The organism is Burkholderia sp. WSM2230, assembly GCF_000472445.1.
Taxonomy (GTDB): Bacteria; Pseudomonadota; Gammaproteobacteria; order Burkholderiales; family Burkholderiaceae; genus Paraburkholderia.
Genome location: NZ_AXAJ01000005.1, coordinates 123,359 through 142,855, shown reverse-complemented (window position 1 = coordinate 142,855; position 19,497 = coordinate 123,359). Strand labels below are relative to the sequence as shown.

General features: G+C 63.1%; 15 protein-coding genes. 10 read left to right on the top strand and 5 right to left on the bottom strand.

All coding sequences use genetic code 11. The features are described from left to right. Positions 1-9 precede the first annotated feature (9 nt). The 4 genes from A3AC_RS0112500 to A3AC_RS0112485 are packed head-to-tail and all read left to right on the top strand — an operon-like array spanning position 10 to position 3,769. On the top strand, positions 10-1,209 hold the full coding sequence (locus A3AC_RS0112500; RefSeq protein WP_025599217.1) for an acyl-CoA dehydrogenase: 1,200 nt from the start codon (positions 10-12) through the stop codon (positions 1,207-1,209). Between the two features lie 14 nt (positions 1,210-1,223). Continuing rightward, positions 1,224-2,378, top strand: coding sequence for an acyl-CoA dehydrogenase family protein (locus A3AC_RS0112495; RefSeq protein WP_025599216.1), 1,155 nt, complete (start codon positions 1,224-1,226; stop codon positions 2,376-2,378). Next, complete coding sequence (locus A3AC_RS0112490) at positions 2,375-2,830, top strand: MaoC family dehydratase (RefSeq protein ID WP_025599215.1); 456 nt, start codon at positions 2,375-2,377, stop codon at positions 2,828-2,830. Before A3AC_RS0112495 ends, A3AC_RS0112490 begins: the two co-directional genes overlap by 4 nt. Positions 2,831-2,866: 36 nt before the next feature. After that, entirely contained in the window at positions 2,867-3,769 is a 903-nt protein-coding gene (locus A3AC_RS0112485) for an SDR family NAD(P)-dependent oxidoreductase (protein ID WP_025599213.1), read from the top strand. Positions 3,770-3,954: 185 nt separating this feature from the next. On the opposite strand, the gene A3AC_RS0112480 is transcribed toward A3AC_RS0112485, so the two are convergent. Both A3AC_RS0112480 and A3AC_RS0112475 read right to left on the bottom strand, forming a co-directional pair. Further along, on the bottom strand, positions 3,955-5,100 hold the full coding sequence (locus tag A3AC_RS0112480) for an acyl-CoA dehydrogenase family protein (protein ID WP_025599212.1): 1,146 nt from the start codon (positions 5,098-5,100) through the stop codon (positions 3,955-3,957). A gap of 49 nt (positions 5,101-5,149) precedes the next feature. Then, positions 5,150-6,262, bottom strand: coding sequence for a CaiB/BaiF CoA transferase family protein (locus A3AC_RS0112475; protein WP_025599211.1), 1,113 nt, complete (start codon positions 6,260-6,262; stop codon positions 5,150-5,152). Between the two features lie 215 nt (positions 6,263-6,477). Here A3AC_RS0112475 and A3AC_RS0112470 point away from each other — a divergent pair, with 215 nt between their 5' ends. The 3 genes from A3AC_RS0112470 (at position 6,478) to A3AC_RS30675 (ending at position 9,296) form a co-directional block, all read left to right on the top strand. Further along, positions 6,478-7,224, top strand: coding sequence for an SDR family NAD(P)-dependent oxidoreductase (locus A3AC_RS0112470; protein ID WP_025599209.1), 747 nt, complete (start codon positions 6,478-6,480; stop codon positions 7,222-7,224). Positions 7,225-7,582: 358 nt separating this feature from the next. Next, positions 7,583-8,734, top strand: coding sequence for a diguanylate cyclase domain-containing protein (locus A3AC_RS0112460; protein WP_232231934.1), 1,152 nt, complete (start codon positions 7,583-7,585; stop codon positions 8,732-8,734). Positions 8,735-9,131: 397 nt separating this feature from the next. Continuing rightward, on the top strand, positions 9,132-9,296 hold the full coding sequence (locus tag A3AC_RS30675; protein WP_198017989.1) for a hypothetical protein: 165 nt from the start codon (positions 9,132-9,134) through the stop codon (positions 9,294-9,296). Positions 9,297-9,348: 52 nt separating this feature from the next. Here A3AC_RS30675 and A3AC_RS0112450 read toward each other — a convergent pair whose 3' ends face one another. Both A3AC_RS0112450 and A3AC_RS0112445 read right to left on the bottom strand, forming a co-directional pair. Then, a complete protein-coding gene (locus tag A3AC_RS0112450) occupies positions 9,349-10,596 on the bottom strand; it encodes an ATP-binding protein (RefSeq protein WP_025599207.1) in 1,248 nt (415 codons plus the stop codon). Continuing rightward, on the bottom strand, positions 10,580-11,320 hold the full coding sequence (locus A3AC_RS0112445; protein WP_025599206.1) for a response regulator: 741 nt from the start codon (positions 11,318-11,320) through the stop codon (positions 10,580-10,582). The genes A3AC_RS0112450 and A3AC_RS0112445 overlap by 17 nt, the downstream gene beginning before the upstream one ends. A 336-nt stretch (positions 11,321-11,656) precedes the next feature. On the opposite strand from A3AC_RS0112445, the gene A3AC_RS0112440 reads away from it, so the two are divergent. The 3 genes from A3AC_RS0112440 to A3AC_RS0112430 are packed head-to-tail and all read left to right on the top strand — an operon-like array spanning position 11,657 to position 17,568. Continuing rightward, positions 11,657-12,922: an efflux RND transporter periplasmic adaptor subunit gene (locus tag A3AC_RS0112440; RefSeq protein WP_025599204.1), complete on the top strand. Its 1,266-nt coding sequence runs from the start codon at positions 11,657-11,659 to the stop codon at positions 12,920-12,922. Positions 12,923-12,934: 12 nt separating this feature from the next. Continuing rightward, positions 12,935-16,126: an efflux RND transporter permease subunit gene (locus tag A3AC_RS0112435; RefSeq protein ID WP_025599203.1), complete on the top strand. Its 3,192-nt coding sequence runs from the start codon at positions 12,935-12,937 to the stop codon at positions 16,124-16,126. Further along, on the top strand, positions 16,123-17,568 hold the full coding sequence (locus A3AC_RS0112430) for an efflux transporter outer membrane subunit (protein WP_025599202.1): 1,446 nt from the start codon (positions 16,123-16,125) through the stop codon (positions 17,566-17,568). Before A3AC_RS0112435 ends, A3AC_RS0112430 begins: the two co-directional genes overlap by 4 nt. A gap of 128 nt (positions 17,569-17,696) precedes the next feature. On the opposite strand, the gene A3AC_RS0112425 is transcribed toward A3AC_RS0112430, so the two are convergent. Continuing rightward, a complete protein-coding gene (locus tag A3AC_RS0112425) occupies positions 17,697-19,469 on the bottom strand; it encodes a phospholipase D-like domain-containing protein (protein ID WP_025599201.1) in 1,773 nt (590 codons plus the stop codon). Between the last annotated feature and the right edge of the window lie 28 nt (positions 19,470-19,497).

Sequence of the window (19,497 nt, the reverse complement as noted above, 5' to 3'; positions counted from 1 at the left end):
GAGACATCGATGGATTTTCAACCCGATCCCGGGCTCGATGCTTTCCGCGAGGAAGTTCGTGCATTCTTGCGTGAGCATCTGCCGCGCGACCTGGCGGGCAAGCCCGTCGGAAGCGTTCGCTCCATGCGCCCGGACCTCGTGCGCTGGCAGAAGATTCTCAACGGCAAAGGCTGGGGCGCGCCCTACTGGGCGAAGAAAGACGGCGGCACAGGCTGGACCGTATTGCAGCGTCTTGTATTCGACGAAGAGTGCGTGGCGGCAGGTGCTCCAACGCAGGACGGCTTCGCGCAGAAGCTGCTCGGGCCGGTGCTGAACGAATTTGCGTCTGAAGAACAGAAGCTCGCCCATGTGCCGCACATTCTGAATGGCGAGCGTCTGTGGTGCCAAGGCTTCTCGGAGCCGGGTTCAGGATCGGACCTGGCGTCGCTGCGTACGCGCGCCGAGCGCGACGCCGATTGCTATGTGGTCAATGGCCAAAAGATCTGGACGAGCTATGCACACGAGTCCGACTGGATTTTCCTGCTCGTGCGCACCGACACCGAGGTGAAGAAGCAGGCCGGCATCAGCTTCCTGCTGGTCGACATGAAGACGCCCGGCATTACTGTGCGTCCCATCCGCAGTATCGACGACTGTCATCACCTGAACGAAACGTTCTTCGACAACGTGCGCGTGCCGGTCGCCAATCGCGTTGGCGCGGAAGGCGACGGCTGGAACATCACCAAGTTTCTGCTCAACAACGAGCATGCGAGTGCGGCCGAGCTGCCCATGCTGCGTCGCTATCTGATCCAGTTGCGCCAACTGGCCACAGTGCAACGTTTCGCGGGTGAGCCGCTGATCGCACAGCCGGCATTCGCGTTGCGGCTCGCCCGTCTGGAAGCGGAGGTCAACGCGATTGCGATGATGGTTCAGCGTGTCGCGGCGATGGAGCAGGATCACAGCCCGGCGGCGCATGCGCTCGGATCGATTCTGAAAGTGCGCGGCACGGAGTTGCAGCAGCGCATCAGCGAGTTCATGGTCGAGGCGCTTGGAGACTACGGCGCGGTTGCCTACCCCGAGCCCCACGATCCTTGCCATAGCGAGCCGTTGCCGTTTCAGGACCTTGGCCGCGGTGTGGCCAACGAGATGTTCTTCCGCCGCGCGTCGACGATCTACGGCGGGACCAGCGAGGTCCAGCGCGGCATCATCGCGAAGATGCTGTTTCAACTCTGAGCCGCCTGCCGATCATGAACTTCAATCTCAATGCAGAGCAGCAACTGCTGCAGGACAGTGTCCGTCGTTTCGTGGGAAGGGCATACAGCTTCGAGGCCCGCACCGCGCTCATCAACGCGCGCTCCACATGCGACGCGACGCATTGGCAAACTTTCGCGGCGAACGGCTGGCTGGCGGCGGCGCTGCCGGAGGCATACGGCGGTCTTGGCGGCACATTGATCGATACGGTGCTGATCGCGCAAGAATTCGGGCGTGGACTCGTTACGCAGCCGTATCTCGGCTGCGCCGTGCTCGCTGCGCAAACGCTGCTGGCGGCGGGCACGCCGTCGCAGAACGAACGCTGGCTGCCGCAACTCGCTGACGGCTCGCGCAAGTTCGCGCTTGCGTACAGCGAAGCTCAGTCGCGCGGCTTTCCGGAAACGGTGAGCTTGCGTGCGAGCGCAACGTCGAATGGCTATTCGCTTGGCGGCAGCAAAACGCTGGTGCTGGGCGGCGCGGATGCGGACAGCTTCATCGTGTCGGCAATCACGCCGGACACAGACGGCATCACGCTCTTTCTCGTGCATGCGGAAACGCCTGGAGTCTCGCGCCGCGTGCTTGCGCTGCACGACGGAAGTTTCGCCGCCGAACTGGCGTTCGAGCAGGTACACGTCACGCGCGATGCGGTGCTGGGCGAACCCGGCAAAGGCTTGCTGGCGCTGCGCCACGGTCTGGCGCATGCGACGGCTGCGCTATGCGCGGAACTGATCGGCGGAATGGAACGGGCGATTGAACTCACGGCCGAGTATCTGAAAGTGCGCAAGCAGTTCGGTGTGCCTATCGCCACGTTCCAGGTGTTGCAGCATCGCATGGCCGACATGGCCGTCGAAATGGAACTCGCGCGCTCGATGCTGTACGCGCTTCTTGCGTCGATCGAAAACGGCGACGAACCGGCGCGGCTGCGTGCCGTCTCGCAGGCCAAGTCGATCGTCGGACGAGCTGCTCGCTTCGTCTGCGCGCAAGCCATCCAGTTGCACGGCGGCATCGGCATGACGGAAGAATACCAGGTGGGTCACTTCTACAAACGCGCGGTTGTGGCCGACGTGTTATTCGGAAGCGGCGACGCGCATGACGCCGTATGCGCGGCACAGCTGCAAAAGAATCTGCTTGAAAAGGAAAACCACGCATGAAGAGTTTCGAGAAGATTGCAGACTTGCAGCCGCTTGTCGGTGAACGGATCGGCACCAGTGACTGGCTGTTGATCGATCAGCAGCGCATCAACCAGTTCGCGGACGCAACCGGCGATCACCAATGGATTCACGTAGACGTCGAGCGTGCGAAGCAGGGGCCGTTTGGTGGCACCATCGCGCACGGCTTTCTGACGCTAAGCCTGCTGCCCGCGTTTCTCGCTACCGCTTTCGAAATCAAGGAAACAAGGAGCGGCCTGAATTATGGGCTCGACAAGGTGCGCTTCATTGCGCCGGTGCCGGTGAACAGCCGTCTGCGCGCGCACTTCAGGCTGATGGATTGGACCGCGCTGAACGGCGGCGGCGCGCAGCTGAAGACTGAGATGACCGTCGAATGCGAAGGCGCGCAAAAGCCTGCGTGCATCGCGGAATCGATCACACGGCTCTTTCCCTGATGTTCCCTTATTGACAATGAATCAGGAGATATACGCATGAGTATTCGTTTCGACGGAAAGGTCGCGATTGTGACGGGCGCGGGTGCTGGGCTCGGTCGCGCTCACGCACTCGCGTTCGCCGGGCGCGGGGCGAAAGTCGTCGTCAATGACTTTGGCGGCGCGCGCGATGGCACGGGTGGATCTTCTGAAGCCGCGCTGGCCGTGGTCGAGGAAATCCGCAAGGCGGGCGGCACCGCCATTGCGGACGGCGCAAACGTGGCCGATTACGAGCAGGTGCAGGCGATGGTCAAGCGCGCCGCAGCCGAATTCGGGCGTGTCGACATTCTCGTGAACAACGCTGGCATCTTGCGCGACAAGAGCTTTGCGAAGCTCGAAATGCGTGACATCAGCGCGGTGCTGGACGTGCACCTGATGGGCTCGATCAACTGCTCGAAGGCGGTGTGGGAAATCATGCGCGAGCAAGGCTACGGGCGCATTGTGATGACCACGTCTTCGTCGGGCATGTATGGCAATTTTGGCCAGGCGAACTACGGCGCGGCCAAGATGGGCGTAATCGGGCTGATGAACGCGCTGACCACCGAGGGCCGCAAGAACAATATCAAGGTGAACACGATTGCGCCGGTCGCTGCGACGCGCATGACGGCCGATATTCTGCCGGAAGCAATGTTGCAGCGTATCCAGCCGGAGCGCGTGACGCCCGCCGTGCTATTCCTCGCGAGCGACGAAGCGCCGTCGAAGACTATCGTTGCGGCCGGCGGCGGCGCGTTTGCCGCTGCGACGGTGGTGGAAACGAAACCGGTGCTGCTGCCCGATGAAGAAATCACGCCCGAAGGTGTCGCGGCGCGCTTCGGCGATATCGCGAACTGGAGCACGGCTCGCGCTTACGATGAATCGGGCCACCAGGTGCAGGCGTTCCTCAAACTGGTCTGCGACCAATAAATAAGCAACCGCACAAAGCTAAACGGTCGCCGCGATGTGCGGCGACTTTTGCATTGGTAGGGTTGCGAATTCATTTGCCTCGCGCGAGCGGTCAGGCCCAACGTTGCCCGCGAACGAACGGCATGCACGGCGCGCAATGCACCGTGCGCGATGATGGGCGTCGGCACAAGCCAACGCCGCCGCCCTCACCCAAGATGCCGCGAAATGATCAGCTTCTGAATGTGGCTCGTCCCTTCATAAATCTTGCAGATGCGCACGTCGCGCAAATAGCGCTCGACAGCGAAGTCAGTCAGATAGCCGTAGCCGCCGTGGATTTGTAGCGCGTCCGAGCAGACCTTTTCGGCAATCTCACTGGCGAACATCTTTGCAATAGAGGCTTCCTTGATGCAGTCCACCCCCGCATCGCGCAAGCGCGCAGCGTGGACGCAATACTGCCAGGCAACCTCCACTTGTGCCGCCATGTCAGCGAGGTCGAACGCCACGCCCTGGAGCTTGATGATGGGCGCGCCGTAGGCTTCGCGTTCGCGCGCGTAGCGAACCGCAGCGTCCAGTGCCGCGCGCGCCACACCCGCCGCGATAAAGCCGATACCGATCCGGCCATCCGAAAGCCCGCTCATTACGGTGCGATAACCGTCGCCTTCGCCGCCGAGCAGGTTCGCCGCCGGCACGCGATAGTCCTCGAGCGCGATCTGCGCGGTATGCGCGGTGTGCTGACCGAGCTTGTTTTCCACGCGCGTCACGTGATAACCGGGCGCTTTGGGGTCGATGATGAACGTGCTCGCGCCGCGCTTGCCGGCCGTTTTGTCCGTGATGGCGAACGCGACGCCGACTCCGGCCTCGCTGCCGTTCGAAATGAACTGCTTCGTTCCGTTGAGCACGTAATGGTCGCCTTCGCGGCGCGCGGTGGCGCGCAGCGCCGCGGTATCGGAACCGGCGTGCGGCTCGGTCAACAGGAAAGCGCCGATCGATTCGCCGCTCGCCATGGCGGGCAGATAACGCTGCTTCTGTTCTTCCGTGCCATGCTTGACGATGCTCATCGCCGTGAAATTGTGAACGTGCACGATAGTGGCGAGGCCCGCATCCACTGCGGCAATTTCGTGTTGCGCGAGGCAGAAGTCGAGCACGCCAGCCTCGGTGCCGCCGTATTGCTCGGGGATCAGCATGCCGAGAAAGCCGAGTTCGGCGAGGGCCTTAAGCTCGTTGCGCGGCCACGCGGAGGTGAGGTCGCGTTGCGCAGCGGTCGGCGCTACGATCTCGCTTGCCACGCGCCGCGCGGTATTGCGAATCAGCGTCTGCTGCTCGGTGAAGAATGCGTTGGAGGTGTCAGTCATGGGGTTCTGCCTTCGCGTTGGTCATGCGTTTCAGGTGATGAGTTGCGGATCAGCCGCCCGACCAGTCGCGCAGCACGGCTTCGTTGTGCTCGCCGCGTCGTGGAATCGGCCCGGGGCGTCCAGCGGGCGTCGCGGAAAAGCGTGGAGCAGGCGACGCTTGCAGCACGCCGTCCTCGCGGATGTAGACGCCGCGCGCGCGCATGTGCGGGTGATCGGCTGCTTCGTCGGGAGTCAGTACTGGCGCGAAGCACGCGTCCGTGCCTTCGAGCAGCGCGCGCCATTCATCGCGGCTGCGGCTCGCGAAGAGCAAAGCGAGCCGCTCGCGCAAGCGCGGCCATGCAGAGGGATCGTGGGGTTGGTCGAACTCGGGGTCGCTGCCAAGACCGAGCTTCTCGCGCAACTCGCGGTAGAACTTCGGCTCCAGAGAGCCAACGGAGATATATGCGCCGTCCGCGCATTGGTAGGTGTTGTACCAGTGCGGTCCGTCCAGCAGGCTCTGGCCGCGTTCTGTGCGCATGTGTCCGGATGCCTGCAACGCCAGCAGTAGCGACGTCATATGCGCGCTGCCGTCGACAATGGCCGCATCGACGACCTGGCCCGTGCCCGTGGCGCGTGCATTCATGATGCCCGCGAGCAGGCCCACGGCAAGGTACATCGAGCCGCCGCCCACATCGCCGACAAGGCTTGGTGGAGTGATCGGCGCCTCGCCGGGTTGGCCTGCGTACCAGAGGGCGCCGGACAGCGCGATGTAATTCAGGTCGTGGCCCGCGGCGTGCGCGAGCGGGCCATGCTGACCCCAACCGGTCATGCGTCCATAGACGAGGCGCGGATTGCGTTGCAGGCAGACGTGCGGTCCGAGACCCAGCCGCTCCATGACGCCTGGCCGCATGCCTTCGATCAGCGCATCGCACTGCTCGACGAGACGCAGCACCGCTTCGACGCCTTCGGGTGTCTTCAGATCCACGCTCACCGAACGCTTGCCGCGATTGGCGATCTGCGCGCTGCCGAGATCGAGCGCGCCGGGATCCGCCTCGGCGCGGTCCACCACGACGACATCCGCGCCGAGGTCCGCAAACAGCATGCCGCAGAACGGACCCGGTCCAATGCCCGCGATTTCCAGCACCTTGAGTCCGGCTAGCGGACCTTGTCTCTTCGTTGTCATGGGTGGCTACGTTTTATGGGATGCAACCAATGATAGTGAGCACCCGTAGCCGCGGCTCCCCCTATTCTTGAGGGGGACAATGGTCATAAACCATCGCCTATCCTTCTACGGAACCGCAATGCGAATGAACCTGTTGATCGAGTGACTGCGTCTTTCCGAGGGACGTAAGTTGCTGTCACAGCGTCGCGCATTAACGAAAAAAGTGAGGATGGCAGATGAATTTGAAAAACGCGGTAGCAATTGTGACAGGCGCCGCATCTGGTCTCGGTCTGGCGACTTGTCAAAAACTTGCGGCAGCGGGCGCACGTGTAGTCGGCTTCGATCTGGACCAGTCGAAACTCAGTGAGGCACTCGGCCCGGACATGACCGGTATCGCCGTCGACGTCGCCAACGAGTCGAGCGTGAAAGCTGGCATCGACGCCGTTCTCGACAGGCATGGCGCTGTCCATGTAGCAGTCAGCTGCGCTGGAGTCCTCGGTCCCTGCAAGACCGTCTCCAAGGGCCAGTTGTTTCCGTCCGATGTATGGAATCGGGTGCTGTCCGTCAATCTCACGGGCACCTTCAACGTGATTCGCCACGCGGCGCTTGCAATGACGAAGAACGCGCCTGCGGATACAGGCGAACGCGGCGTCATCATCAATACGTCGTCCGGCGCCGCGCGCCAGGGGCAAATGGGCCAGGCTGCGTATAGCGCGAGCAAGGCAGGCGTGATCGGCATGACGCTTCCCATCGCGCGTGACCTCGCCGAGCATGGCATCCGTGTGGTTACGGTGGCGCCCGGTCTATTTGAGTCCGGCATGTCCGCCGGTATGCCGCTGAAGGTCTCCGACGCGCTCGTCGAAAGAATGCTGTTCCCGCGCCGCATGGGCAAACCGGACGAGTTTGCGGCTCTCGTCGAGCACATCATTGGGAACGCTTACATGAATGCGGTGACCATCGATATGGATTGCGGCACGCGCTGAAGGCGTGCCTGATGATTGACCGGGGCGTCGCAACGCCGCGAATCGCGGCTATCTTGACGCTTCCCAAGCGTCAAGGCGGAAGAAACGTCGCAGACGCAAGATGTAAAGCGAGGCGATAAAAGTACGGAGCCCAAGGCGTTGCAGAGCCGTTCGACATAGCCGGATTTTCCGCATTGCAGTTCATGCGCGACATCAAGCCGCTGGCCGGCATCGGCCACACCTGGCGGCGTGTAACGAACGAATCGCAGCTCTCCAGTATCATTCGGCTTCCTACACCGCTTTGGAGCCGCTTGTGCCCGCGCGTCTGTTCCGCTCTGCGAAAGCTGACCGAAACCGTTTCATTGCGCTTTACGTCAGCATGGCCGTTGGCTTGCTCGTCGCGGCTGGTCTGTTTGTGTACGAAGCGAAGGTTATCGTCGCGGACGGTCTGCGCGACGAGGAAGCGTTCACCGTGCTCAGCGCCGCGAATCGGGTGCTGCACGATCTCGAGAACGCGGAGACCGGCCAGCGCGGCTATCTGCTGACAGGCGACGAAAGTTACCTCGTGCCCTACCGCCAGGGCATTCGCGATCTGGACGACACGATACTGCACCTGCAACAGGCGGCAGGCAGCGACGAAAAATCGCTCGAACTCGTGCGCCGTGTCGAGCATGCGAAGACCGACAAGGTGACGGAACTCGCGCGTACCATCGAACTGGCCCGCAGCGGCAACAGCGCGGCCGCCATCGCGCTCGTGCAGACGAATGAAGGCAAGCTTTACATGGACGGGCTGCGCCAGAATCTCGGCCTGTTGCTGAACGACTGGCGCGAAAGACGCAGAGCGGCCATGCAGGACGCTCACGAGCGCCTCGTGTTCGGAAGCGCCGCGCTCGTGGCCATGGCTGTGCTCGTGTGCTGCCTGATGACGTACACGGTTTATATTCAGCGCCGCGCGTTCGCGAGGGTGCATGCCTATTCGAATGCGCTCGATCAACAAGCCGCGCAGGACACGCTGACGCAACTTCCGAACCGCCGTCGGCTGCTGTCCGCCATCGACGAGCTGGCGGGTAAGGCAGACGAATCCCGGCGAGTCGCACTCCTATACCTTGACATAGACGGCTTCAAGAACGTCAACGACGCGATGGGCCATAGCGCCGGCGACGTGCTGTTGCGCCGGCTTGCCGAATCGTTGCGGGCGGCGACGCGCCAGAACGACATGCTGGCCCGCGTGGGTGGCGACGAGTTCGTCTTGCTCGCAGCCGATTGCGGCGACGACTCGCAATTGAGGGATCTCGCCGAACGCCTCCTTGCGAGCGTGCGTGCAGTGGGCGAACGCGAGTATGGCGAGCGTTTCCCTATTGGCGTGAGCATCGGCATCGCCACGTTTCCCGACCGGGTACAGAGCGTGGGTGGATTGCTCGATGTCGCCGATGCAGCCATGTACGTAGCCAAGCGCAGCGGCCGTTCGACGTATAGCTTCGGCACCTCGCCTGCAGCGGGGCTTTCGAACGTAATCAGGCTGACGCGATAACACGTCGCCTCAGTCCGCAAGTCGCGCTCGAATATCGCCAAAGGTGAGCCGTTCCAGGATGGTGAGGACTTCCAGGAGGTCACCGCAAAGGTGAGCTCTTCCAGGAGATGAAGCATGGCATGCCGCCGCGTGCTTGCTCGCGGTACCCATCTCCTTACATGTGCTTCCATATTTGAACAAAGCGTTAGCGCCCAGGCGCCACGCTCGCCCGCATCAAAATGCCATGCGATACGCATGCAGCGCGAATTCCGACCTTGATACTCGACACGACGCGGCGCATTTCACGCGCGGTTTGTAACGGCTCGGTAAAACATCATCTTCCGTGGATTGATAACTTCGCTACTGACACGCAGCGCGACAACGCTTGCGTGACCATCCATCCACCGAAGGAGTAAAAATGAAGAAGCTTTTGGCAATCGCCACGTTAGCCGCCTTGAGTGCAACTTTGAGCGGGTGTTGGTGGGGACCGCCTCCCGGCTGGGGCGGCGGCGGTCCCGGCGGCGGCCATGGCGACGGTCCGCATGGGGCAATCGTCGTTCCGGGCCACGTCGCGCAGGGCTGATGAGCCGGTGAAGTGATTGTTGCAAAGGGCGGTGGCCGGACCGCCCTTTTGGCTACGCAGGGAAAGTCATCGAAACCACAAGCCCGCCGTCCGCCGCGTTGTCCACGTGAAAGGCGCCGCCGTTATATCGCACGAGACGCCGCACGATCGCAAGACCCAGGCCGCAGTGCGCGTCGCCGCTGCGTGCTTCGTCCAGCCGTACGAACGGTTGCAGTGCGCGCTCCAGTTGAGCGCCCGGAATACCGTTGCCGTGGTCGCGAACCGACAGCAGGTACTGTCCGTTGCGCCGCGAAGTCGAAATTTCGACCGGCGGCTCGCCGTACGTGAGCGCGTTCTCGATCAGATTGCCGAGAATCCGGTCCAGGTCGACGAGCGGCAGGCCAAAGCCGTCGCCCGCCTGCAGGTCGAGACGAATCAGCGCGTCGTTGTCGAGACTCTCACCGTAATGGCGGCGGCAATGCGCATCCACGCCCGTGCGCGGCGAATGGTCGGCGCTCTCGCGCGCGAAATCCAGAAACTGCGTGACGATGCGCGACAACGACTCCGCGTCGCGAAGAAAGCCGCTGCGGTTCGCTTCATCTGGCAGCAAATCCGCGCGCACCTGCATCCGCGTGATCGGAGCGCGCAAGTCGTGCGCGACGCCAGCGAGCATCACCGCGCGCTCCTGCTCGGCCTGCGCGAGTTGATGCACCATCTGGTTGAAATCGTCGACGAGTCCCTTTACCTCGCGTGGACCGCTCGCCGGCACGACCGGTGCGCGATGTCCGAGGCGAAACTCGCGCGCGGCAATCGCGAGGCGATGCAACGGCCGTTGCAGATGCCAGGCGCCGAGCAGCGCGAGAATCACGGCGGACGCGAGCATCATGGCGGATGCCCCGATAAAGCGGCGCGCGGGCAGCATCGAGTTCTCAAGTTTGAGCCAACCCGGATTGCCCGCATAACGCACCCAAACGTTCCCGTTGTCCGGGTCCGCGACCACTGCGCTTCCGGGTGGCAGCTTTGCCCGCAGCGCGTTCTGGAACGGACCTGACGTGTCCCGGCAAGGCGCGGGGCAGCCATACGGAATGGCGTCGCTCGCATTGATCGGCACGACGCCGAGCGTGGCGGAGATTTGCGAGGCAGTCACTGCGCCGTTACATTGCGCCTCGACGGCGAGCAGCAGCGCGCGCTGCGCATGCGCGGTGTCGAGCTGGCCACGATCACGGTCCACCAGCAACAACGCGGTGACGTGGACGATAACGATCAGGCCAACCGTCATCAACGCGAGCTGGCCGAATAGCGTGTTAAAGGGATTCTTCATCGCCACTGCTGCCGGGCACGAACATATAGCCGATGCCGCGTACCGTCTGAATGCGTCTCGGGTTGGCGGGGTCGTCTTCGAGCAGCCGGCGCAGGCGCCACACCGGCACGTCGATGCCGCGCTCGGTCACCTCCGAGTGCGGGCCATGCAGCAGGTCCACGAGTTTCGAGCGCGACAGCGTTTGCATCGGATGCTGCGCGAGCACTTCCAGCAACGCATATTCGCTGCCGGTCAGTTTGAGCGGCTCGCCGTCGCGAAACAGAGTGCGGCTCGCGAAGTCGAGGCGGAATCTGCCGAAGCGCAGCGCCTCGCGCTTCTCCACTGGTGCCGTCGCCGATGCCCCCGGGTGCGCGTGCCGTCGCAGCACGGCGTGAATACGCGCGAGCAATTCCTGCGGCATGAAGGGCTTGCCGAGGTAGTCGTCGGCGCCCAGTTCGAGGCCGATCACACGGTCGACGCCTTCCGCGCGCGCCGTCAGCATGATCACCGGAATCGTGTCGCCGCTCGCGCGCAGTTGCCTCAGCGCGCTGAGTCCGTCCACGCCCGGCATCATGAGATCGAGCACGACGATGGACGGCCGTTCGCGTTCAAGCCGGCGCGCGAGCTGATTCGCGTCGTGCAATACGGAGGTCGCGATGCCGCGTTGCTGGAAAAAGGTCCGCAGCAGGTCGCGAAGGTCGGCGTCGTCGTCGACCAGTAAAACCTGGATGGGCATGTCTTGCATGATTGAGCCCTGCTGGATTGGGACATTGGCGGCGGGCGCGGCGCGCCCTGCCACCGTAGCCGAATATAGCGAATCGCCCGGCACCCGCGCTTTCGGGTTCTTTTCCAAGCTTACCGTTTATTACGGCAACCCCGCCGATACGCGGCCGTGCTGCACTCGCGAGGCAATCGCCCGCACGGGGTTACAGCTCGTAATGCTTGCCTAAGCCACTGTAAGACGCCTTTCATTATTGTGGGCCATCCGTTGCCGCTGGCTCGGCGTTGTGTGGCTCCTTCCTGAACCGGCGACGCATGCCAGACGGTCCTTTGTCGAATCCAGTCGAAGGATGCCCAGAGCATGCCAACCTTGTCCAATCCGTTCGCATCCCCGACGCGTGCGCCCTGTTCCGCACTTCTCGCCGCGGCTGTTGCGGCCGCCGCGCTGATGCTGGCGGCGTGCGGCGACAACACGCGTCAGGGCCCGCCGCATCAGACGCCCGAAGTCGGCGTCGAAACCATCAAGCCGCACACCGTCGTCTCGAACACCGAACTATCGGGCCGGCTGTCGGCCATTCGCGTCGCGGAAGTGAGGCCTCAAGTCGAAGGCATTATCAGGAAGCGCCTGTTTACCGAGGGCTCGCAGGTCGCGGCCGGCGCGGTGCTTTATCAGATCGACGCGTCGAGCTACCAGGCCACCTACGATCAGGCGGTCGGCACTCTCGCGAAAGCCGTCGCGACGGCAAACGCGGCCCAGACCAAGGCCACGCGTTACGCGGAATTGTCGAAGATCCAGGGCGTGAGCCGGCAGGATTACGACGACGCCGTGGCCGCGCTCGAGGAAGCAAAGGCTGACGTGGTCGCTGATAGGGCCGCGCTAAAGACTGCCGCGATCAACCTCGGCTATACGAAAGTGGTTGCGCCTATCGCAGGGCGCGTCGGCAAATCGAGCGTGACCGAGGGCGCGCTCGTCACCGCGGAACAGACCACCGCGCTCGCCACCGTGCAGGCGACGGGCGAAATGTATCTCGACGTGACCCGTTCTTCGGCCGACTGGCTGCGCCTGCAGAAAGAGTTCGCAAGCGGCCGGCTGCAACAGGCGGGCGCCGACGGCGCCGTGGTTCATCTGGTGATGGAAGACGGCAGCACCTACGCACAGCCAGGCAAGCTGCTGTTCTCCGACATCACCGTCGACGCTACCACCGGCTCCGTCACGCTACGCTGCGTGTTCCCGAACCCGGACGGCGTGCTGCTGCCCGGCATGTTCGTGCGCGCGCGGCTCGAGGAGGGCGTGAATCACGAGGCGATTACCGTTCCGCAACTGGCTGTTACGCGTGCGTCCGACGGCTCGGCCAGCGTGCTGACAGTGGGCGCCGACAACAAGGTCGTGCAGACGCAGGTCACCGCCGACACCGCGTCGGGCTCCGACTGGATCGTCACGAGCGGCCTGAAGGCAGGCGACCGCGTGATTGTGTCCGGTTCGCAGAATGCGCGCACCGGCGCCGTCGTGAAGCCGGTAGAGACGCCTGCGACTTCCGCCGCGCCGGCCGCCGCCAGCAACGCAGACGCTCAGGCACACGCACCGGCAGACGCAACGGCAGACGCAACGTCCGCCGCCCACAGCTAAAGCGAGAATCTCATGGCAGGTTTCTTTATCGACCGACCGATCCTCGCGTGGGTCATCGCGATTGTCATCATGATGATTGGCGGCGCTTCCATCACGACGCTTCCGGTCGAGCAGTATCCGAGCGTGGCGCCGGCTTCCGTGCAGATCACGGCAACCTATCCGGGCGCGTCCGCCCAAACTGTCGCGACCACCGTGACTCAGGTGATAGAGCAGAAGCTGAGCGGCATCGACCACCTGTTGTATATGTCGTCGACGAGCAGCTCGGTCGGCCAGGCGCGCATCACGCTGACCTTCCAGCAAGGCACCAATGCGGACATCGCACAGGTGCAGGTACAGAACAAGGTCGAACAGGCGACCTCGTCGCTGCCCGAGACCGTGCAGGAACAAGGCGTGCAGGTCGCAAAGGCAGCCAACTCTTTTCTGATGATCGTGTCGCTCTCGTCGAGCGACGGCAGCATCAGTTCCATCGACCTCGGCAACATCATTGCGACGCAGATAGAGGACCCGCTCACGCAGATCGACGGTGTGGGCGACGTCACGCTGTTCGGCGCGCAGCACGCCATGCGCATCTGGCTTGATCCGGTCAGATTGCAGGCCGTCGGGCTCACAACCAGCGATGTAACCACCGCGATCACGAACCAGAACGTGCAGCTTTCCGTCGGTCAGATCGGCGGCTCGCCGTCGACGAAAACCCAGGCACTGAACGCGACGATCTCCGCGTCGAGCCTGCTGACCACACCCGCGCAATTCGGCGCGATTCTGCTGCGCGTGAACAGCGACGGCTCGAAGGTAATGTTGAAAGACGTCGCGCGCATCGAGGTCGGCGCCGACGACTACAGCACCGACTCGCGCCTGAACGGCAAGCCGGCCGCATCGCTCGCGGTCAAGCTCGCGAGCGGCGCTAACGCGATGAGCGTGGCCAAAGCCGTGCGCGCGAAGCTCGAAGAATTGAGCCCGCAACTGCCGCGCAATGTCGTCGTCGATTACCCGTACGACACCACGCCGTTCGTGCGTATCTCGATTGAAGAAGTGGTGAAGACGCTGATCGAAGCCGTGCTGCTCGTCTTCGTCGTCATGTACGTGTTCCTGCAGAACCTGCGCGCAACGCTGATCCCGACTATCGTGGTGCCTGTCGCCTTGCTCGGCACATTCGCGGTGATGTCGGCGGTCGGCTTCTCGATCAACGTGCTGTCCATGTTCGGCATGGTGCTCGCAATCGGCTTGCTGGTGGACGACGCAATCGTGGTGGTGGAAAACGTCGAGCGTCTGATCGCGGAAGAAAAGCTATCGCCGCTCGAAGCCACCCGCCGTGCGATGAAGCAGATCACCGGCGCGCTGATCGGCATCACCACTGTGCTGATCGCCGTGTTCATTCCGATGGCGTTCTTCGCCGGAACGACGGGCGCAATTTATCGGCAGTTCTCGATCACAATCGTCGCGGCGATGCTGCTCTCGGTGTTCCTCGCGTTGACGCTCACGCCCGCACTGTGCGCGACACTGCTCAGGCGTTCGGACATTGAGCATCATGACAGGCGCGGCGTGCTCGGCTGGTTCAACCGCGTGCTCTCGCGCGGTACCGATCGCTATGATTCGGCGGTTGCGCGGGTAATCGGCAAGCCTATGCGCTATATGGCGATCTACCTGCTGATTGCGGGCGTGGTCGCGCTGCTGTTCATGAAGCTGCCGTCGTCCTATCTACCTGACGAAGATCAGGGAAGCATCATTACGTCGATCTCCGCGCCGGTGGGCACGCCTGCTTCGCAGACGCTCGAAGTCGTGAAAAAGGTCGAGGCCTACTATCGCAGCCAGCCGGAAGTGGATCAGCTCATTACCCTGACGGGCTTCAGCTTCAACGGTTCGGGGCAGAACAACGCGCTTGCTTTCGTCAAGCTGAAGGACTGGAGCGCGCGGCGCGGCAGCAACGGGTCGGCGGCCGCGGTGATCCAGCGCGCCAATATGCACTTTGCCGCCTTGCGCGACGCGCAGATCTTCGCGGTCAATCCGCCGGCGATTCAGGAGCTAGGCACGCAAAGCGGTCTCGACTTCGAACTGGAAGACCGCGCGGGCCAGGGACACGACAAGCTGATGGCCGCACGCCAGCAATTGATGGCGCTCGCAGCAAAAGACACCGCCATATCGGGCATGCGGCCGGGCGGGCTGGAGGACACGCCGCAATTCCACGTCGATATCGACCGTGAGAAGGCGAGCGCACTCGCGCTTTCAATCTCGGATGTGAACGATACGCTGCAAACCGCGTTCGGCTCGTCGTACGTGAACAACTATGTGGACACGGGGCGCATCCAGAAGGTGTATGTGCAGGCCGATGCGCCGTATCGGATGATGCCGTCGGACATTGGACGCTGGTACGTGAAATCGAGCACGACGAGCAGCACGTCCAGCAGCAGTTCGACGAGCAGCGGTTCGACGAGCAGCACGACCAGCGGCTACGACGGCCAGATGGTGCCCTTCTCCGCATTCGCGACGGGCAAGTGGACCTTCGGGCCGCCGCAGATCGAGCGCTTCAACCGCACGCTCGCGATGGAAATGACTGCGCAAACCGGCGCGAACGCCAGCACCGGCCAGGCGATGGCGGCCGTTGACGCGCTCGTGAAAAAGCTGCCGGCGGGCTTTGGCATCGACTGGACAGGGCAATCGTACCAGGAGCGCGTGGCTGGTTCGCAGGCGATTTATCTGTACGCCATTTCGCTGATCGTGGTGTTCCTCTGCCTCGCGGGTCTGTACGAGAGCTGGTCCATTCCCATCGCAGTGATTCTCGTAGTGCCGCTCGGCGTGCTCGGCGCAGTGCTCGGCGCGCACCTGCGCGGCCTGTCCGACGACATCTATTTCAAGGTCGGCCTGCTCGCGACCATTGGACTCTCTACAAAGAACGCGATTCTGATTGTCGAGTTCGCGAAAGACCTGCAAGCGCAAGGGCGCGGGCTGATCGAGGCCACTATCGAAGCCGCGCGACTGCGTCTGCGCCCGATTCTGATGACGTCGCTCGCTTTCGTGTTCGGCGTGCTGCCGCTCGTGATCAGCACGGGCGCGGGGTCCGCGAGCCGCCATGCGATCGGCACGGGCGTGATGGGCGGCATGATCGCCGCGACGGTGCTCGCGATCTTTTTCGTGCCGGTGTTCTTTGTCGTCGTGCGCCGCCTGTTCGGCGAACACGGCGGCGCGAGGCAACAGGAAGGTGTTGAATGACTAGACTCAAACTGAGTGTCTGCGCGGTCGCGTTCGCGCTGCTCGCGGCGTGCACGCTCGATCCGCACTATGAGCGGCCCGCCGCGCCGATTCCCGCAGCGTATCCGAAAGGCGACGCATATGAGAGCACGACCGCGGCGCGGGCCGCCCCGGACACGGGCGCAACAAGCGCAACAAGCGCAACGACAGCGGACACGTCCGCGCTTGCTGCTGACACCGCCTGGCGAAGCTTCTTTCGCGACGAGCGTCTGCAGCGCCTGATCGAGATCGCGCTTGCCAACAATCGCGACTTGCGCGTCGCGGCGCTGAACGTCGCGGAATACGAGGCGCAATACCGGATCACGCGCGCCGCGCTCGCGCCGACCATCGCCGCGACCGGCAGCATGACGCGCGAGCGGACGCAAGGCGCGATTGCGAGTTCGAGTGATGTGAGCGTCGGCACGACGTCGTGGGAAATCGACTTCTTTGGACGCCTGCGTAGCCTGAAGCGCCAGGCGCTCGAAAACTATCTGGCAACGGATGCATCGCGGCATAGCACGCAAATCAGCCTGATCGCGACTGTGGCGACCGACTATCTGACCTTGCTCGCCGACGAGCGTCTGCTGCAATTGACGGAAGACACGGTGAAGTCCGACCAGTCCACTTACGACGTGACGAGGCGCGTGCAAGAACTCGGCAATGCATCGCTCCTTGACGTGCAACAGGCGCAGAACTCGCTCGCGAGTGCGAAGGCAAGTCTCGCTTCGTACCGGCGCGCCGTCGCGCAGGACCGCAACAACCTGGCGGCCGTGCTCGGCGCGCCGATTCCCGACGACTTGCCGCCCGCGCGCGCCTTCGACGACGAATCGATGTTCGCGGACATCGGTGCGGGCGCGCCGTCGCTGCTGCTCACCCGTCGTCCGGATATCGTGCAGGCCGAGCATGCGTTGAAGGCGGCCAACGCGAACATTGGCGCGGCGCGCGCGGCATTTTTCCCGAAGATCGAATTGACGGCCACCGCGGGCGCGTCGAGTTCGGCGCTGTCGAATCTGTTCAAGGCAGGCACCGGCGCATGGGCGTTCGCGCCGAGCGTTTCAGTGCCGATCTTCGATTACGGCAGCAACAAGGCATCGCTCGACGTGGCGAAGATCGAGAAGCAGATCGAGGTGGCCGACTACGAAAGCGCCATCCAGACGGCCTTCAAGGAAGTGTCCAATGCGCTGACGGCCCGCGCCACGTATGTGGACCAGGTGCAGGCGGATCGGGAATACGTGGCATCGGCGCAGAACTACTACACGCTTGCCGAGGCACGCTACAAGGCGGGGACGGACAGCTTCCTCACTTTCCTCGACGCACAACGCACGCTCTACACAGCGCAACAGCAGCTCGCAACCGACATCCTTTCGCGGCAGTCGAATCTCGTCACGTTGTACAAGGTGTTGGGCGGCGGATGGGAGGGCTAAACGCGCTGAGGTGAGACTTTTCGGGAGCCGGCGAGGTGAGAATATGCGTACCTGTCCGCGCACTTTGAAGCTTTAGGTGAGCCAATCCGGGAGCGCGGCGCGATGCCTCGCTCCCTTTTTCCGCCCATTCAATCGCCACCGTGCGCGAGCGCCACACGCGCTTTTGCCTCGGGGCTATTCGCGACAAAGTACTTCTTCGACCACGTGCCGTCCGGTGCAAGCATGAGTGGCTGATGTGCGCTGCCCTGTCGCTCGCGTATCGCCAGGGCACGTGCACGATAGTGCTCATAGAGCCGCAGGAATTCCGCGAGATACGTGCTCGCGATGCGGCGGTCGCGGATCTCCAGCAGGTTCTCGTCGTTGAAATGCTCCGAGTTGTTGCTCATATTCGCCGAGCCGGTGTAGACGATCGGATTCGCGCCCTCAGCGTCGATCACGAGGAACTTGTGGTGAATGATCACAGGCGCATAGGCCGGCGCGCTTTCGCCAGGAAAGAGGCGCAGTTCCGGCTCGAAGCCTGCCGGCACTGTTGCCGGCGAGAAGTATTCCGCGTCGATAACGTCGCGCTTGTCGCTGCCCCGGTGATACAGATCCATGTTGGCGAGCGCGGTCGTCGTGACGATCTGTCCGTTCTCCTGCGCCTGTTGCGCCGCCTCCGCCGATTTTGGGCTGATGTGGTTGACGAGGCCGAACATCATCAAATCTCTGTCGGCCGCCGCAAAGCATGCGTCGCGCAACGGTTCGTCGGTCGGCATGAACAGGCAGAACACCACCGAGTGCTTGGCGTTCTTGATCGCATCGACGATGGTATCGATCTGTGTACGCGAGCTCTTCTGTTCCGGTGAGAAGCACACGCGCACCTTCGCGCTGCCTACCTTGATTGCCTCCGACCAACCCGGCGCGAGCTTCGCCGTCTCCGCAATGCTTGGGTTGTCCGCCAGCGCCTTCGCGCGGTCGCTGTATAGCGAGGCGAGCTCCGGCGAGTCGAACAGGTGCAGCACGTTCGCCTGTTCCGTGATGCCTTCGGTCGTGAAGTTCGCCGAGCCGGTCAGCACGCGCGTGGGTGCCGGTTCGCCGTTGCCGTCGTCGGTGACGATGAACTTGTCGTGCATGATGTGCGTCTTGTCGCGCGGCGCGAATGTGGCGACGGCGGCAAGCTGGTTGACCGCCGGTTGATTCGGCGACGGCGCCGGCGGCTTGCCCTTTTGCGACACTTCGTGCGAGTCGTACACGATCGCGAGCGAGGCCTTGCCCTGCTTCTTGCCAAACCCTTCGAATGCCGGAATCGCCCATAGCGGATCGGTCAGGTGATACACGGCCGACGCCGCGCGCCGCGCGTCTTTGAGCGTCAATGCGAACACATCCTGCAAATCGTTCGCGAGCCAGGTGCGCAGGCGCAACGCCTGTTCCGCAGACGGCGCCTCGTTCGGCGCAAGATGCAGCGCCGCGACCTTGCGCGCGAATGCCTGCGAGCTGACCACCGCGCGATTGAACCATGTGCCGATGTCCGCTTCGATATGCGACGGCAACGTCAACTTGCATTCGCCTTTCTGCGCGTCGAGCAGATGCAGCGCGTCCGGCTTACCGACCACCGGATAGACAAGATACGTGAACGACTTCTCGCGATCAGCTTCGTCGATACGCGCGTCCCACCACATGAATTTCTGAATCGGCGCGTCATTGGTCGGCGCGTCTTTCTGCGTATCCGGCACTGCGCCTTTAAAGGTGAGCCGGTTCGGCAGCCAGCTGCTCGCCTCGCGTTGCCGTCCGTCGGCGGAAAGAAAACCCGGGGTGCGCTTTATCGCGAAGCCGAGAAAATCGTCGCGTGTTCCGCCTTCGGGCCAATCGAACGCGAGTAATACGAGGGTTGGAGAAAGATAGCTGCGCACGCTGACGTTCATTGTCTCGCTCCACTGTGTCAGATGAAAG